This window comes from Allobacillus halotolerans, from assembly GCF_018967645.1.
Lineage (GTDB): Bacteria > Bacillota > Bacilli > Bacillales > Alkalibacillaceae > Allobacillus > Allobacillus halotolerans.
The window spans coordinates 215,988-231,958 of record NZ_JAHLZF010000002.1 but is presented as its reverse complement, the minus strand read 5'-3'; the positions used below and the strand labels follow the sequence as shown (position 1 = coordinate 231,958).

The 15,971-nt window shown below is 39.2% G+C and carries 18 protein-coding genes; 7 read left to right on the top strand and 11 right to left on the bottom strand.

The genetic code is table 11. The features are described from left to right. Positions 1 to 170: 170 nt before the first annotated feature. From KQ486_RS02825 to pdxA, 3 genes are read left to right on the top strand one after another with little or no spacing between them, the layout of a single operon-like run. Positions 171 to 1,157: a 2-keto-3-deoxygluconate permease gene (locus KQ486_RS02825; RefSeq protein WP_216686724.1), complete on the top strand. Its 987-nt coding sequence runs from the start codon at positions 171 to 173 to the stop codon at positions 1,155 to 1,157. Between the two features lie 21 nt (positions 1,158 to 1,178). Next, the gene (locus KQ486_RS02820; RefSeq protein WP_216686723.1) at positions 1,179 to 2,480 is read left to right on the top strand and encodes a four-carbon acid sugar kinase family protein; all 1,302 of its coding nucleotides are present in this window, start codon (positions 1,179 to 1,181) and stop codon (positions 2,478 to 2,480) included. After that, the gene (gene pdxA, locus KQ486_RS02815) at positions 2,473 to 3,468 is read left to right on the top strand and encodes a 4-hydroxythreonine-4-phosphate dehydrogenase PdxA (RefSeq protein WP_216686722.1); all 996 of its coding nucleotides are present in this window, start codon (positions 2,473 to 2,475) and stop codon (positions 3,466 to 3,468) included. Before KQ486_RS02820 ends, pdxA begins: the two co-directional genes overlap by 8 nt. Positions 3,469 to 3,724: 256 nt before the next feature. Here the strand turns inward: pdxA and KQ486_RS02810 are convergent, their stop codons facing one another. Together KQ486_RS02810 and KQ486_RS02805 are read right to left on the bottom strand one after the other, a co-directional pair. Continuing rightward, on the bottom strand, positions 3,725 to 3,907 hold the full coding sequence (locus KQ486_RS02810; RefSeq protein WP_068446700.1) for a hypothetical protein: 183 nt from the start codon (positions 3,905 to 3,907) through the stop codon (positions 3,725 to 3,727). Positions 3,908 to 4,021: 114 nt separating this feature from the next. After that, positions 4,022 to 4,369, bottom strand: coding sequence for a DUF3221 domain-containing protein (locus KQ486_RS02805; protein WP_216686721.1), 348 nt, complete (start codon positions 4,367 to 4,369; stop codon positions 4,022 to 4,024). A gap of 297 nt (positions 4,370 to 4,666) precedes the next feature. Between KQ486_RS02805 and KQ486_RS02800 the strand changes: the two genes are divergently transcribed. After that, complete coding sequence (locus KQ486_RS02800; protein WP_216686720.1) at positions 4,667 to 5,869, top strand: IS110 family RNA-guided transposase; 1,203 nt, start codon at positions 4,667 to 4,669, stop codon at positions 5,867 to 5,869. A gap of 519 nt (positions 5,870 to 6,388) precedes the next feature. Here KQ486_RS02800 and KQ486_RS02795 read toward each other — a convergent pair. From KQ486_RS02795 to KQ486_RS02775, 5 genes are all read right to left on the bottom strand, one after another. After that, positions 6,389 to 7,792: a purine-cytosine permease family protein gene (locus KQ486_RS02795; RefSeq protein WP_216686719.1), complete on the bottom strand. Its 1,404-nt coding sequence runs from the start codon at positions 7,790 to 7,792 to the stop codon at positions 6,389 to 6,391. Positions 7,793 to 8,215: 423 nt separating this feature from the next. After that, positions 8,216 to 8,506: a metal-sulfur cluster assembly factor gene (locus KQ486_RS02790; protein ID WP_216686718.1), complete on the bottom strand. Its 291-nt coding sequence runs from the start codon at positions 8,504 to 8,506 to the stop codon at positions 8,216 to 8,218. A gap of 23 nt (positions 8,507 to 8,529) precedes the next feature. Beyond that, positions 8,530 to 9,768, bottom strand: a complete 1,239-nt coding sequence (locus KQ486_RS02785; protein ID WP_216686717.1) for a hypothetical protein — start codon at positions 9,766 to 9,768, stop codon at positions 8,530 to 8,532. Positions 9,769 to 9,770: 2 nt separating this feature from the next. Then, a complete protein-coding gene (locus KQ486_RS02780) occupies positions 9,771 to 9,989 on the bottom strand; it encodes a DUF2249 domain-containing protein (RefSeq protein WP_216686716.1) in 219 nt (72 codons plus the stop codon). After that, positions 9,986 to 10,243, bottom strand: a complete 258-nt coding sequence (locus KQ486_RS02775) for a DUF2249 domain-containing protein (RefSeq protein WP_216686715.1) — start codon at positions 10,241 to 10,243, stop codon at positions 9,986 to 9,988. Before KQ486_RS02775 ends, KQ486_RS02780 begins: the two co-directional genes overlap by 4 nt. Positions 10,244 to 10,444: 201 nt before the next feature. On the opposite strand from KQ486_RS02775, the gene KQ486_RS02770 reads away from it, so the two are divergent. After that, entirely contained in the window at positions 10,445 to 11,359 is a 915-nt protein-coding gene (locus KQ486_RS02770; RefSeq protein ID WP_216686714.1) for a DMT family transporter, read from the top strand. A gap of 194 nt (positions 11,360 to 11,553) precedes the next feature. Here the strand turns inward: KQ486_RS02770 and KQ486_RS02765 are convergent, their stop codons facing one another. The 4 genes from KQ486_RS02765 to KQ486_RS02750 all read right to left on the bottom strand — a co-directional run bounded on the left by KQ486_RS02765 (position 11,554) and on the right by KQ486_RS02750 (position 14,168). After that, positions 11,554 to 12,030, bottom strand: a complete 477-nt coding sequence (locus KQ486_RS02765) for a hypothetical protein (protein ID WP_216686713.1) — start codon at positions 12,028 to 12,030, stop codon at positions 11,554 to 11,556. 53 nt (positions 12,031 to 12,083) lie between these two features. Beyond that, entirely contained in the window at positions 12,084 to 12,323 is a 240-nt protein-coding gene (locus KQ486_RS02760; RefSeq protein ID WP_216686712.1) for a DUF2249 domain-containing protein, read from the bottom strand. Positions 12,324 to 12,516: 193 nt separating this feature from the next. Beyond that, positions 12,517 to 13,215, bottom strand: a complete 699-nt coding sequence (locus KQ486_RS02755; protein WP_216686711.1) for a DUF421 domain-containing protein — start codon at positions 13,213 to 13,215, stop codon at positions 12,517 to 12,519. Between the two features lie 110 nt (positions 13,216 to 13,325). After that, a complete protein-coding gene (locus KQ486_RS02750) occupies positions 13,326 to 14,168 on the bottom strand; it encodes a MurR/RpiR family transcriptional regulator (protein ID WP_216686710.1) in 843 nt (280 codons plus the stop codon). A 230-nt stretch (positions 14,169 to 14,398) separates the two neighbouring features. Between KQ486_RS02750 and KQ486_RS02745 the strand changes: the two genes are divergently transcribed. Together KQ486_RS02745 and KQ486_RS02740 are read left to right on the top strand one after the other, a co-directional pair. Continuing rightward, positions 14,399 to 15,274, top strand: coding sequence for an N-acetylneuraminate lyase (locus tag KQ486_RS02745; RefSeq protein WP_216686709.1), 876 nt, complete (start codon positions 14,399 to 14,401; stop codon positions 15,272 to 15,274). A 25-nt stretch (positions 15,275 to 15,299) separates the two neighbouring features. Beyond that, complete coding sequence (locus KQ486_RS02740; RefSeq protein WP_216686708.1) at positions 15,300 to 15,968, top strand: N-acetylmannosamine-6-phosphate 2-epimerase; 669 nt, start codon at positions 15,300 to 15,302, stop codon at positions 15,966 to 15,968. Positions 15,969 to 15,971: the final 3 nt, after the last annotated feature.

Below are 15,971 nucleotides of genomic sequence, written 5' to 3'. Positions count from 1 at the left end.
GATTCTCTTTTTTTGCTTCATTTTGCAACACAAACAACACGCTAAGCACATTATTAAAATATTATTATAAAATAATGTTGCATTTTTAATCGGATTAAATTATTATTACACGTGTAACCGCTTTATTGGTGTTCGAAAATTAAACGATTTACATATGAAGGAGGAGAATAATGAAGATTAAAGCAACATTGGATCGAATTCCGGGCGGCATGATGGTTGTCCCATTATTGCTTGCCGCAACACTCAATACATTTGCACCCGATTTATTGAGAATCGGTAACTTCACACAACAATTATTTGTTGATGGTGCCGGAACATTGATTGCCTTATTCCTGTTATGTACAGGTGCGCAAATTAATGTCCGCAATGTCGGTGTCAGTCTAGGAAAAGGTGCGACTTTGTTGGCGACCAAATGGTTTGTCGGGGCAATTTTCGGACTGCTTGCATACATGTTTGCTGGCGATAACGGCTTGTGGCTAGGCTTGGCGCCAATTGCAATCATCGCTGCTATGACAAATAGTAATGGTGGTTTGTACGTTGCATTGGTTGGTCAATATGGTGATAAAACAGACCGTGCAGCTTATTCCCTGTTAGCTTTAAATGATGGTCCGTTCTTTACGATGGTTGCATTGGCGATCTTCGGTGCAATGGGCTTTGTTGACGGATTGTTCTCATTCGTTTCATTCATTTCCGTACTATTGCCAATCATTGTGGGTATGGTGTTAGGGAACTTGGATGATGAAATGCGTAAATTCTTGGATAAAGGTAGCTCGATGTTAATTCCATTCTTCGCGTTTGCGCTTGGTATGGGAATTGATTTCAATGCAATCATTAATGGTGGGCTTTCTGGCGTCCTTCTTGGTTTAGCAACAGTATTTATCACGGGTACAGCAGGGTACTTTGTCTTTAAAGCACTTAAATGGAACCCGATTGCTGGTGCGGCTGAAGGATCTACAGCAGGTAACGCAGTAGCAACACCAGCAGCAATTGCCGCGGCAAGTGCAACATTTGCAACAAATGTTGACTTGGCGACCGTGCAGGTAGCTGCATCTACGGTAACGACCGCAATCTTACTACCGATCTATATCGGATTTCTTGTAAAACGTCTGGAGAAAAAAGGTGTGAATATACCAGACGATTATGTGGTGCATGAATAACATTAAAGGAAGTTATCAACAATGAGATTACAAATAGGAATTATAGCGGATGATCTGACGGGCGCGAATGATTCAGGTGTTCAATTGACAAAAAAGGGAATACCTACGTCTGTGTTGTTCGATATTCCACAAGCCTCAAATAGGCTTAACCACGGTTTGGTGATTGATACAAATTCGCGTGCTTTAGCGAAGAAAGATGCAATATCCATCACAACTCAGGCTGGGGAATATTTGAAAAATGCAGGTTTTACTACGATCTATAAAAAAATGGATTCGACGTTAAGAGGGTATATCGGTACAGAGTTACAGACACTAGAAGAAGTCTTTGGCCCTGAATTTATCTTCATCGCGCCAGCATTCCCATCACTTGGACGAACGACAAAAAATGGGATCCATTATGTCAATGGCGTGGAGTTGGCAGAAACAGAAACGGCAAAAGATCCAAAACACCCGGTGAAAAATTCATCGATTCCAGCATTGATTGAAGAAGAGATCGGCGTGCCGGTAGGTTTAATTCGCCAAGAAGATATTCATTTAGACCATGACTCATTTGCGAAGAAGATTGAAGACTTTAAAGTCCAAGGAATCACTTACCTTGTCTGCGATGCTGAATCGTTTGAAGACCTCCGAGAAGGTGCGAAGAAAATGAGCTCGATTTCTCGGAATGTTATTTGGGCAGGTTCAGCTGGTTTGGCGGAAGTCATTCCAGAGACATTAGGTCTTGAAAGCGAAGTCGGTGAACAAGTCCAACGAAAAGCGGAACGTGTGATGACAGTTTGTGGGAGTTTATCACAAGTAACACAAGGGCAAGTTCAATATGCAGCAAACCAACTACAGATCGAAGCCGTTGAAATCGACCCGACAATCTTCTTTTCAGATGAATGGAATCAAGCTCGGCAAACGTATATTGAACGTTGTTTAGAAGGACTCGCAATAGAGAAAGATGTCGTCTTGTATGTTCCTTCTAATGAGAAAGCTCGCACAGAGGTAAAAGAAATCGGTGCAAAGCTTGATTTAACGAAAAACGGAATTGGTGAACGAATCTCAAACGGCATTGGTGAAATCGTCGAACAAGTAGCTTTGAGAAATAGAAATCTGACAGGCTTTGTTTTAACGGGTGGCGATACAGCAAAAGATACATCTCGTCATCTGGGAGGGCTTGGTTTTCAACTCATTCAAGAGGTGGAAACAGGCATTCCTTTAGGAACATTGATCGGTCCGGAAAAAGACTACTTAGTCATTACAAAGGCAGGCGCGTTTGGAACTGAAACTTCCATACACCATGCGATGCTTGAATTAAAAGGAGTTCATAACCATGTCTAATAAGCCAATTATAGGAATTACAATGGGTGATGGGGCTGGCGTCGGTCCTGAAATCATCGTAAGAAGTTTACAGACAGAGAGAATATATAGAGAAGCTACACCAATCGTCATTGGTGATGCGAAAATGCTGAAAAAAGCAGTAGAGAATTTAAAGATAGAAGCGTCTATTAAAGTGATCGATAAAGATACGGAGTTCACAGCAACATACGGTGAAATTGCTTGTATTGATTTAGATATTTTACCAGCAGACCTTCCCATTGGTGAGGTTTCCAGTGAAGCAGGTCATGCTGCGTTTGAATATCTTCGTACAGCGATTGAACTGGCAAACGAACAAAAAATCGATGCCATTTGTACAGCGCCTTTGAACAAAGAAGCGCTGCATAAAGGTGGTCATATTTACCCAGGACATACAGAGATACTGGCGGAATTGACCGATACAAAAGACTTTTCCATGATGCTTTCATCTCCTAAGTTGAAAGTCATCCATGTGACGACCCACGTCGGATTAATTGATGCAATAAACATGATCGAACCGGAACGTGTATATAAAGTTATCCGCTTAGCGCATGACACATTGAGCAAATCAGGGATTGACCAGCCGAAAATCGGTGTGTGTGGCATTAACCCACACGCCGGTGAAAATGGATTGTTCGGCTATGGTGAGGAAGAAGAGAAAATCATTCCAGCCATCGAACGGGCAACAGGAGAAGGTATTGATGTCGAAGGACCACTTCCTGCGGACACATTATTTTTCCGTGCACAACGAGGTGATTTTGATATCGTTGTAGCGATGTATCATGACCAAGGACACGGGCCAATCAAGGTGTTAGGCCTTGAAGCGGGTGTGAATATCACTGTCGGCCTTCCAATCATACGAACAAGTGTCGACCATGGAACAGCATTTGATATTGCTGGAAAAGGAATTGCCGATGAAAGAAGTATGCTGGAAGCGTTAGATCAAGCCATTGAATTAGCGCCGAAGCGATAATCAAAATTCAACAAAAAAAGCACGCCTAAACGGGTAAGTAGTTCACTTTTGGTGGAGAAAAAGCAAATTAACAATAAAATTAGCATTTAAAATCACACCGTATTTCAGTAGGATTTTAACATCATAAATCACAACGAAATCAGCATACAAAATAACATACGTTTTAGTATAAATTTAAAATGAAAAAAGTCGCTCATATTGTTGAGCGACTTTTTCATATATTAATTTTGTTATTCCACAATCGCGCCCGTTTGCTTTACAAACCCGTTAATTGATCTCCTCTATTCGAGCCTAAAAGCGTGAATATCGCTGAAATAATAACAAAATACGCCCAGTAGCTATTATTGTATACTGCCAACACTATGCCAATAACCCCTAATAATAAAGACGTTGCTGTTAATGACCACCATTTTGCATCTTTTAGTACTGCCCAGTTCAATTATTACACCCCCTTTTTCCTAACTTGGGCGTCATAACCAACATTATATAGTAGCCCGATAAGCCAAGAAAAATCGTAATTATTATTCCATTCTTGCACCCGATTGTTTCATAATCATTTTTTTAAAGAGATTTTTTTAGCCGTAGCTCCTGAAGGATAGGATTCCCTTATATCCCCATCAATCCATATATCAACTTCATCGCCTTTACTAAACTTTTCGGGATTGTCGTAAGTCAAATTAATCAATCCACGGTAAGTATCTCCAAGTACATCTTCATCTTGAATCTGTCCAGCTGGTTTATCCTTAATTTCCTCGTACTCATCAGGAGACAGTTCTGTTGCAACCTGAACATAGTTTTCAGTTGTCTTAAGTACAATTCCCTCCATATCAGCATCACCACATCCTGATAGTGAAACACTAGATAATATAATTATAATTAATGCAAGCATCGCCTTTTTCATAAAATCACCTTTTTGTGCAAAATTATCAGTTATTCCGTTAAATGGCCCGTTCGTATTATAAGGTTAGCCAGTCATCTCTGGTTGACCTATTTTTTATAGGTTTTATGCTTAAGGTAGCCGGGGTAGGACGATCTGGCCCGTGGGACATCGATCCCGTCCGCAATACTGTCCACCCTCTCCTTATAGAAACATGTTTGAGGCTGGTTGGGACTTAGATCCCGTATAACAAGCGAAGCTATGACACTATAAGTGATAAAGAGGCGAACCGGCAAATCTATTAAATGGAGTGTGATTTATATGGACCCTGTCATTGGCTTGGATGTTGCAAAAGGCGAAAGCCAAGTTCAAGCCTTTCTACAAAGAAAAGAAGTGTATAAGCAAAGCTTTAAGTTCACACACGATTTACCAGGTCTTCAAACATTTCATAGTTTTTATCAAGAGTTAGAAAAAGCCTCTGGGCAGCCTCCGGCTGTAATCTTTGAATCTACTGGACACTTTCATGAACCTGTGCTTCAATTCCTTGAAAATCAGGATATAGCGTATTATTTAATTAATCCAGTCGTTTCTTTTGAGTCGAGAAAGATGAGCTTGCGTCAAGTAAAAACGGATAAGGCTGATGCGTATCATTTAGGAGAGCTTTACTACAAGGAAGACCTTGAAATCTATCAAAGGAAAACAGAGAAAGCTCTTAATTTACGTCTATTAACAAGACAACACAGTGCTTTAACAGATAGTTATGTTCAAATAAAGCTTCAATTTCAAGTAGCTTTGGATCAAGTATTCCCAGAATACCATAGTGTTTTTAGTGATCTTTATGGGAAACTCTCTTTGAATACTTTATTGAGTTATCCCACTGCTTTAGATGTTCATAGGGTCTCTGAAGAAAGTTTAGCTGAGGAGATGGGACAATTTGGAGCTAGGCGTTCTTATGATTGGTTTCTGAACAAAGCTCAACAATTAAAAGAAGCAGCAAGACGCAATCCTTATCAATCTCAAATTAGCCATGGACAACTGGTTAGTTTGCGCATGTATATTCATATGATTTTCCAGTATCAGACTCACCTAGCCGAATTATTAAAAGAAATAAATGCGCTTTCAAAGTCATTCGAAGAATACAGATTAATCCAATCCGTACCCGGTATCGGAGATAAGATTGCGGCAACAATCCTCTCCGAAGTTGGTGATATCAACCAGTTCGAGCATCCTAAGAAGCTAGTCGCCTATGCAGGATTGGATCCATCTGTTTTTGAATCAGGTAAATTTAAAGCTTCGATCAATCGTATTACAAAAAGAGGTTCATCGAGATTGAGACAAACGCTTTACACGGCTGTTCAGTGTGGTTTAGCCAAGGGACGAAATAAAAAACTCATTGCTTTTTATGGACGTAAAAGAAATGAAGGCAAGCCACATAAAGTCGCTATAATTGCTTGTGCAAACAAGCTTGTTCATTGGATTCATGCCATGTTAAAACGTCAAGAAGACTTTGTAGACCTAGTGTAATGCTTTAAATTTCTTTGTTTTTTTCCTTTTAATCAAAGGGTTTATTTAGTATGTTCAATTTTAGTGTAACATGTTTTTTTAAAATTTTTTAGCCTTAATTATTGACAGCTATTAGCTGGTATTGTTGCAATATAGATCAATACATTCTAATCAACAATTCCGGTATTTATTCTGTTCCCCTTTATTTTAACATATAAGAGTTGTAAGTGATTACAAATTATTCACTAGTTTAAAACTCATTTGTTAAAACACATACGAAATTGAACAGTAATTCACATCGATTTTAGCACAGTAAATAGTAAAGGATATAACACATTGACAATATTTATTGTCGCTATGTTAAAAGCTATGCGATTTCCTATGCTAAAGTGATTACTAATTCGTTTAAAATATTGATATGACAACAAAAAATAGCATACCAACTAATATGCTAATTGGTATGCCAAAAAGGGTTTTATTTTAAATTTTCTCCACGGTAAGTGAACTACTTACTAAACGGGCGTGCTTTTTTATATTGTTCTAGGCAATATATTCTTCTTTTTCGATGTCGGTTGCTTCTTCGGAAATGTAATATTTTCCTTTCGTAGCAATTGCAATAACAACCGTTAAAATCGCCGCCAACACTGAAGCAAAGAAAGCTGCGGTACTTTGTAAAAATGGACCGATAAATCCAAGTGCAGCAATGGTACCCAATGTTGTGGAAATGACTAATGCGCCAACACCAACCGGATTCCATTTGTGTAAGTTTTCTTGCCTAGCTTCATAATATCCTGGACCGATTTTAAGGATCTTTTTGACAATAACCGCATCTGCTACAAGAACGGAAGCCCATGCTAATAAGAAAACACCTTGGAAAGTCATCACTGTATCGAGATGATTTACGATTTTACCAAGCATCAGCGCAATGGCGCTAAGACCTGTTACGACAACCCAGAAACGACGTCCCGGTTTGAAATGAAAGATGTTCTCAAAGAAGCTTGATAATGACAAAGAGCCACTATAAATATTCGTGACGTTAATTCGTACCTGTGTAAGCATCGTAAATAATGCTCCCCAAAAACCTAACAGAAGGACAATATAAACGCCTGGATTCGGTTCACCTAAACGAACGCCGAACCAAATGCCAAGTCCACCCATTACCCCAAAACAAAAAATCTGTGGGATAAATCCGATTGCAAATATTCCAAACTTCGTATCTTTTGGTTTGAGAAAACGAGCATAGTCTGAAGCAAGTAACGGGGTTAACCCCATAATTCCATGTTGCATCCCAATACATAGTAATAAGGCCGATCCGCCAACTTGAACATTCTCTGGCATATACGTCCAAAAGTATCCGTCATATTCAGAGGTTTGAAGGGCAGCTAAGACGATTGCTGCAATTAAAAAGACGAAGAATAGTGGTAAGGACCATTTTTGTAGTTTATCCAATTGCTTAATTCCAAACCAATTCAATGGAATGACAATGGAACCGAAGAAAAGAATTAGTACCCACTCAGGAATAACAGGGAAAAACTCATGTACGGCAGAAACTAAAATCAAACCTTCCAACGCACAATACATAATGAAATTAGTAGCGTAAATAAAGGAGGTTAACGATGCGCCTATATAGCCGAATCCACCACCCCTGGACAATAAATTGACATTCATTCCTGATTTGGCAGATAAATAAGCAATGAACGTGCCAAGAATTCCGGCGACGATAATTGCATATACGGCTGAAATAATGGCGTTAATTGCACCGAATTGCAGTGCCATAACACTTCCCATTTGAAAATAAAAAATTGCCGTAGCAATTCCGAACGTAATGTTTGTAATACTCAACCATCCCATATTTCGTTTGTTGAGAGGTACCCTATCCAATGAATAGTCATCACTCGTCTGTTCCGTTTGATTCTTATCTGTTATAGAGGTGTTTGTACTCAACCTGATCAACTCCCTTGCATCATTCGTAGTAAATGGAATATTGCATGAGTGGAGGATCGTTTATTGGGATATTGGGAAAATGATCGTTTGATAACAAAATCATTCTTCCATTGTTGTCTCTACTTACCATAACAACGGCAAGAGACACGTTTTCTTCACAAACCTCTATAAACATATCAATAAGCTCAACTGTTCTCAAACACGTTTATATGTTGTAATTTGCCCTATAACACACCTAGGATTTTTATATCGCCAGATTGCTTGTTATATCTAACAAATACCTACCTAATTGCCTTTCATGGCAGATTCATCAGGAAGACGAGTCCCAACTTTGAAGCATGGGGGAGATTGAATCTCAAATTCTATAAAATAATCCTCGTTCCCGATAAAAGAAACGAGGATAGCCATTTCCCTAAGTACAGATCACCACAGCATTTTTCGAGCCTTCAAGCTCATTTTTGTCGGGTCCCAACTTGGTTCCCAAACAAGTTGTAGATCAATAGTATTGATTCCTTCAATTTCCCTGACGCGATGCTTGACACCATTTTCAATACTTTCGTGTAGTGGGCAACCAGGTGTAGTGAGCGTCATTGTGATTCGAACATTATTGTCTTCATCGACATCAATGCCATAAACCAGTCCTAGATCGACGATGTTGATTCCAAGTTCTGGGTCAATCACATCGTATAAAGCATCCTGTACGAGATCATTCATGAAAAATTCTCCTCTCGATTTCATTATTTAAATAAGACAGCTACGATGGAAAGCGCATAAAGCAATCCGTTCACCGTTAAAATTGCAAGAAAGAAAAAGAGCGTAACACCGCTTTGAATACTAGTGCTTATTAAAATACCGAATAGGGCTACATAAAAAACGATAAATAGATAACCACTTACTTTTTCATTGATCATTTCTTTTAAAGTTGGAACACTTTCCTTTCCAATCCGTTCTGCATATTTGTGTGTCCACCATAAAAATGGAACGATTTTAAATAAGTAACCGAGAATACTGAAAATAATCCAACAGAAGATATAAAGAAAAATCAACCATGACCAAATGACAGGGTCATCGATATGAAATAGGCTAATAAAGAAAGCGGCCACGTGGATCACCCATCCATTTATGATAGCGAGCGTTGCGAAATGAAAGGGTTTATCCAATTTTCTTCGAAGTCGTTTTGTTAAAATTTCCTTTATATCCAAAGCGAACAATCCGAAACCAATCAATAAGAATAACCAACTCAATGGTTGAATGAATGACTGGTTGAGCCAAAAGGAAAGAATGAGTAACAGTAAGCCGAAAACATACATATAAAAGGATGGCTTCGCCCGTTTCATCGATGCACCATGAGAAAGACTGAACATAGGCACTAACTTATAAGAAAAGCCAAAGATTAATAAAGTGAACCAGCCTGCTACACCGAACGCTATGTGGGAATACAAAATCGATGAATGATTAGCCATCCCACCGAAAGCGAAATTCCAAGTAAGACTCAATCCGGCAAGGATCGTCAAAAGAAAGCAAAGAATCGCTGCCAACACGAGGTGGGACATCGCTGTATTTTCTTTTCGCTTGGCTAATGTTTTCAACATTTGAAAGGTAAACATTAAAATGCCGATCACAGTAAGGATTCCGCCGTAGATGGCCAAGCTAGGATTTATCCCGAGCATAATAGACAGAAATATAATCCCGACGACTGTCACATAAAATTGAACAAATCCAAACGATTGGTTCCAAATCGGTGTCAAAAAAGCAACGGGAACAAGCTGGTACATAGCACCCATCGCAATCATTACTGCAAATCCGAGCAATAGAAAATGGGCGCCCATCCAAATTTCTGGGAAACGAAATTGCCCCGCTAGTAATTCTTGTGAGTTGACCAACAAAATGAATAGCGATGTGACGAAAGCGACCAACGCACATAGGATAAAGCTGATCGGCAGCTTAATGGCTGTATCAGACTTGATGCCAGACATGCTTACTCACCGACTTTCGTAATGGTGATTTTAAAGCTCCCATCACCTTGTGCTTCAGTTTCATGCTTGTATCCACGTTCATCCAACTCTTCATACAAAAACATGGGACGGCGATCATTAATGATGGCTATTTTTTCACCGTCCGTCATTTGATCGAGGTTTTTGAGAGTACGCATCATTGGTTGAGGTGGCTCCAATCCGCGATTATCTAATATTTTCATATACGACCCTCCTTTGGTGTTACCGGCTTTTTGGTATAAACGACTCGCCAATGTTTCTTTTCAATTTTTTCTTCCGTATGGTCAAACCCTTTACGTCCCAATACTTTGTGTAGGGGCACAGGATTGAATGGCGCATGGAGAATAAGCGACTGGCCATCTTGTAATTGCTTGACCGCTCCCATGATTTTATCGAAAGGCTCTTTCTTTAATGCAAGATCGTCCCGAACATCGATCTCAATAAAGGATTGCTGCATATCAATCATTCCTTCCTATAGTGAATTGAATCTACAATTCAATGATAATGGTTATCATTTAGGGGTGTAGTGATACAAATCACTTTTTAACAATTAGTCTTTAAAAATTGTCGTTCTACAAACGTGCCGTCGTGGAGTATGGATGGATATTGTGTTACCATCAATGAATAATTGAACGATACATAGAAAGAAGGATGACGTTTGGGCAAAGCAAAAATTTATTTGATTCTATTTTTAGTCGTTGCTGCATGGGGGTTCAATGTCACAGCGACTAAAATATTAGTGACAAATTTCACTCCAGTCACGATGACGGCTGCCAGAATATTTGTCGCTGGTGTATTTGTTTTTATCTTTTTAACGTTCATGAAAAGAGTTCGTCGGTTGACGAAAAGAGAGTGGCGCACAGTCGCAATCGCTAGCCTATTCAGTGTTGTTGGCCACCAATATTTTTTGTCTGTAGGACTGACAGAGACAACTGCCTCCAACGGTGGTATGATTTTAGGGACGGTGCCGTTAATGACGGCGATTATGGCAGTTATTTTTCTAGGAGATCGATTGACGTGGGTTCGCGTCGTCGGTTTCTTATTGGGTATAACAGGGGTATCATTTATCGTAATTATCGGAAATGAAGGTTTAAGTGAGATATCCATCGGGGACGTTCATGTATTTCTTTCGGTGATTGCTCAGGCCATCAGTTTTATTATTATTGCAAAGGCTTCTCCGACATTGGACCCTCGTCTATTAACGGGCTATATGCTTGTCATTGGATCGATTGGTCTTTTGGGAATTGGTTTAGTATTGGAACCGAATGGTCTAGATAGCCTGTTTGGTCAATCAAATATCGGCATCTGGGCAATTTTTTTAGCATCTGCAGTAATTGCAACCGCATTAGGCCATATGTTTTATAATGATTCGATTGGAAAAGTCGGTCCGGCTGCAACGGCAATTTTTCTCAACTTAAATCCATTTTTTGCATTGATCAGTGCGGTTCTTTTTTTAGATGAAGTGATTGGCTTTGCTCAAGTTCTTGGATTCTTCTTAATTTTGGTCGGTGTATTTTTCGGTTCAGGTGCTTATGAGGAGATGCGTCGTAAACGGCGGTTGAAACAGGCTTGATTTTAGGGAGTTTAGGGGTGGCATGGAGTCTAGCTGTTGCATATATGCTCCCTACTTGGGAAAATATGAGCCTTTTTTTACGAATATGAACCCGTTGGTAAACGATTTGCGACCAATACGTAAAGAAATGCGTCCAAGTAACTGATTTATGAGACTAATTTCTAAATATATGAGCCTTTCAACCTGCATTGTACTCAAAACCATAAATGCAATACGATCAAAACAAACAATAGCAACCCTAACCGCAAGTGAAGTCGTCGAATCCATCCGCTCGGTTTAACCAGTCGGTACCAACCAGATAAGACAACAGCAATAAGCGTCGTTAACGCGAATAGGCCCGAAAGCATCTTTGTGCTTGTCCAGTAGATTCCATAACGTTGGATGATCAAAACCGCATGAATGATAATCATCACGAGGGCGGATGTGCCAATCCATCGGTGGTAGGGTCGAATGACTTTTGAGAGGTTTACCCACCTAATTTTCGCTGGACGATTTGAACTCGTTCTGATCGTTGAGAATACAGCATGCCGAGTCCAGTTGAATAGAAAAAACAATAATCCCAGAAACCCAAAGAGAATATGCGTATAGGTTGGCTGGTAGGAAAAGTGCTGTAAAACCTGCCAACTCGCATAAATAAACACAATGGAATTGAAGAAAAACCAATAACTCATAGGGGAGCCCTCCAAGGTGACATGAACCGGGTTTCTGGGTTTATCTTTTGAGACTACTTTTTACCAATCGTTACTCGCCAGGTGACGGGTCCTTGCTCGATGAATTCCCATACAAACGTTCCTTCTCTTTCCATCATGAACTGATAGTAGAGAGGAGTTGGATCATGGTCGTTCGTTAATAACATATATTCTCCAGATTCTAAGCCATCAAACACCTCGAAAATTCTTGGATGACGAATTCTAGGCTCAATATCAGGTGCATGAACCTCTGCTGCATATTGTAAGTTGCTCATCTGTACATTCCTCCTTTATTTCGTATGTCTACAGTATAAAGATGGTTATAAAGAAACGTTGTGATATATCTCACTAAACCAAAAAAAATTTATTTTCAATGGATCCGGTTCACTAATGAAAACAGAAAATCACGTACAAAAATAAAAACCCCCTCGTTAATCACATAACGAGGGGGAAGTTGATATCAAGTTGTTAGTGCACCATCGGGTCGTCTTTACGGTCGATATAGAGTGTTCCGTCTTGGTTTATTTCTGCATAGAACACTTCATTCAATTCTTTAATATTTGCTTTCTTTAACTCTGAGTCCAACCATTGCTGATCCAAATTTAATCGATTTAAGTTGGCTGTGTTAATCTCACCATCCGAAATGATTTCGGTAGAAGTGGGATAAACATGGCTTTTTTTAGGAATGCTCAAGTCAGCTTTGGTAACTGGCTGTTGTCCTTCTTTTGGCATGACAGAGAGCTTGCCGTTCGTTTCAAAAATGGCATAATGAACATCTGAAATGGCGAAAATATTTTTTTGACGAAGAAGTGAGCGTAGACGATCCACATCTAAACGAGTTTTTCGAAGTGAATGTTCCATAATTTTTCCTTCTTTAATGACAATGATTGGTTCACCGGTAGTTAATTTTCTAGATTTTTTTGAAAATATATCGATGTATCCAATAAAAATCGTAAAGAGTGCCCAACTAATTAATGCTATGAAACCATTTCGTATACTTATATTGCTATTAAGAACCATATTGGCGGTTATTGAGCCAATTGCAATTGCAGAAACAAAATTGAAAAATGTCATTTGGCTGATTTCTTTCCTGCCCATTACTCTTGCTAAAATAAATAAAACAATAAAACCAGCAGTAATGCGAATCAATAACTCAGTGAGGTTCATATCAGATTCCTCCATTATAGGTATACAATCTTGATTCATAGCATGCCCAGTGCAATTCGAACTATGAGGAGGAAGAAGCGTGATTGAACATATTGTTGGTCAACTAAATATTAGTACAATTTATTCGAAATGGTTTGCGCAATTTTCTCTTTTGTCTTTTTGGCATCTTCATAATTTCTCATGGTGATTCCTGTACATAATAAATCAATAACGAACAGTTGCGAGATTTTCGAAACAAGCGAGCCACTGTCTAAAGGATTTTCCTTCGCGGAGGTCAGTAGTACAATGTCTGCGAATTTCGATAATGGAGATTCCGTATAGTTCGTAATTGCAATGATGCTTGCGCCGTTATCTTTGCTCGTTTCCACTGCATCAATGATATCTTTTGTGCTCCCGGTCAAGCTGATTGCGATAATCACCGTATCTTGATTCACGGAGTTTGCTCGAAGAACTTGGTTATGTGAATCAGTTATAGTTTCGATATTGACTCCAATCCGCATCAGACGATTTTGCATATCCAATCCAGCGATTCCAGAAGAGGAGACACCGAAAACTACGACATTTGTTGATTGGTCAATTTGATCGATTGCTCGTTGAAGTTGTTCGTCATCGACTAGTTTATAGGTATCTTCGATTGCTTGGACCATATTATTTCGCACTTTATCAATATAGGTATCATCACTGATGTTTTGGTCACGCATGGAAATTTCTCTTGCCAAAGCTAGTTTAAACCCTTGATATCCTTTATAGCCTAGCTTCCGACAGAAGCGCAACACGGTTGCTTCTCCGACATGGCAGGCATTCGCAAGTTCAGTCAGTGACTGATATACGATTAAATCTAAATTTTTTTTAATATAGGTATACAATTTTTGTTCAGATTTAGTAAACGTGTTTTTATGCTGTTCCATTAGAATGGTCAAATCCACGGTGGTTTGATTGAAATTTTCAAACATGAAAATCCTCCTTTTTTGTCGAGTTGGCTTAAATATATTCATTTTTGCAGATTCGAATGAAGCTGAATAGTTGAAATTATACTATAAATTGTCTAAAAAATTTGCATTTTGGAGTTAAACTCCACTTTTTCAAATTTTATTGACAATACTCTTTCATATTTGGTATGATACACATAAATCATCAAGAATGAAAGCGCATTCTTAAAAATGTTGCTGGATGGAGGTATAGTATGAAAGGGATCATGACAGCTTTGATTACACCATTCAATGAAGATGGAACCCTTAACGAAAAAGGATTGCGGGAGGTGGTTCGGCAGAATATTGACGTAATGAAAGTCGACGGCTTATATATCGGCGGTTCAACAGGAGAAAGTTTCTTAATGGATGAAACCATGAGAAAAGAACTGCTTAAAATCGTCAAAGATGAAGCTGGAGATGCCGTAACGCTGATTGGCCAGATCGGTTCATTAAACATAGAAGAAGCGATCAGATTGGGTAACGAAGCCAAGGAACTTGGATATGACGCATTGTCAGCGATTACCCCTTACTATTACAAGTTCAGTTTTGAAGAAATCAAGTCTTACTATCAACGGATCACAGAAGAAACGAATCATCCAATGATTGTTTATTCCATTCCGGTGCTAACTGGAACACAAATGACAATCGATGACTATGGTGAGTTATTGGCCATTCCAAATGTCATTGGCGTCAAATATTCCGACACAAACCTTTCTAGACTCACGAAGTTGAAAGAACTGTATCCGGATAAAGTGTTCTTCGGCGGTGCAGACGACATGCTGCTTCAATTCATTATTTCTGGAGCAGATGGAGCAATCGGCAGTACTTACAGTTTACTTGGGAAACAAGCGAAAGCGTTATTTGATGCGATTCAAAATTCAGATCTTAAAAAAGCGCAAAGCTTACAGCTAGAAATGAATCAAGTAATCGCTAAAATGGAAAACATCGGCGTTTATCAGACACTCAAACATGTACTGAAAGAACAAGGAGTCGACGCTGGCTTTATGAAGTTCCCTTTCAAAGAATTAACGGATGATGAAAAACGACAAGCAACAGAGATCGTTGACATCTTAGCTTCAGGGAAATAAATCATCTTAGTGGGAGTATAAGTTGATGAGCAAAAAATTAATTGTATCTTGTCAAGCTTTAGAAGAAGAACCGCTTCATAGTTCGCTGATTATGTCCAAAATGGCATTGGCGGCCTATCAAGGTGGAGCGAGTGGTATTCGTGCCAATACAGTCGCAGATATTCAAGCAATCAAACAAGAGGTTGATCTACCGATTATCGGGATTATCAAGAGAGATTATGGGGACAATGAAGTTCGGATCACCGCAACGTTAAAAGAAGTAGAAGAGTTAGCGACAGAAGGCGTCGAAGTTATTGCGTTTGACGCTACAAATCGAATTCGCCCACACAACAAAAGCTTTGATCAATTCTTTCGTGAAGTGAAAGAAAAGTTTCCAAACCAAAAGTTCATGGCAGATGTTTCGACAGTTGAAGAAGCAGTGCATGCCGAAAAGCTTGGTGTTGATATTGTTGCTACGACATTAGTCGGTTACACACCGTATACACAAGGGGATGTTCCGCTTGAGGTTTTAGAAGAAACATTGAAAGCGGTTAACGTACCTGTCATTGCAGAAGGAAACATAGATACTCCAGAGAAAGCGAAAAAGGCGTTGGAACTAGGTGCTTATAAGGTGGTCGTCGGCAGTGCCATCACGCGACCGCAAGTAATCACGGAGAAGTTTTCTCAAAAAATGAATGAAGTGGAAACTAAATAGGGA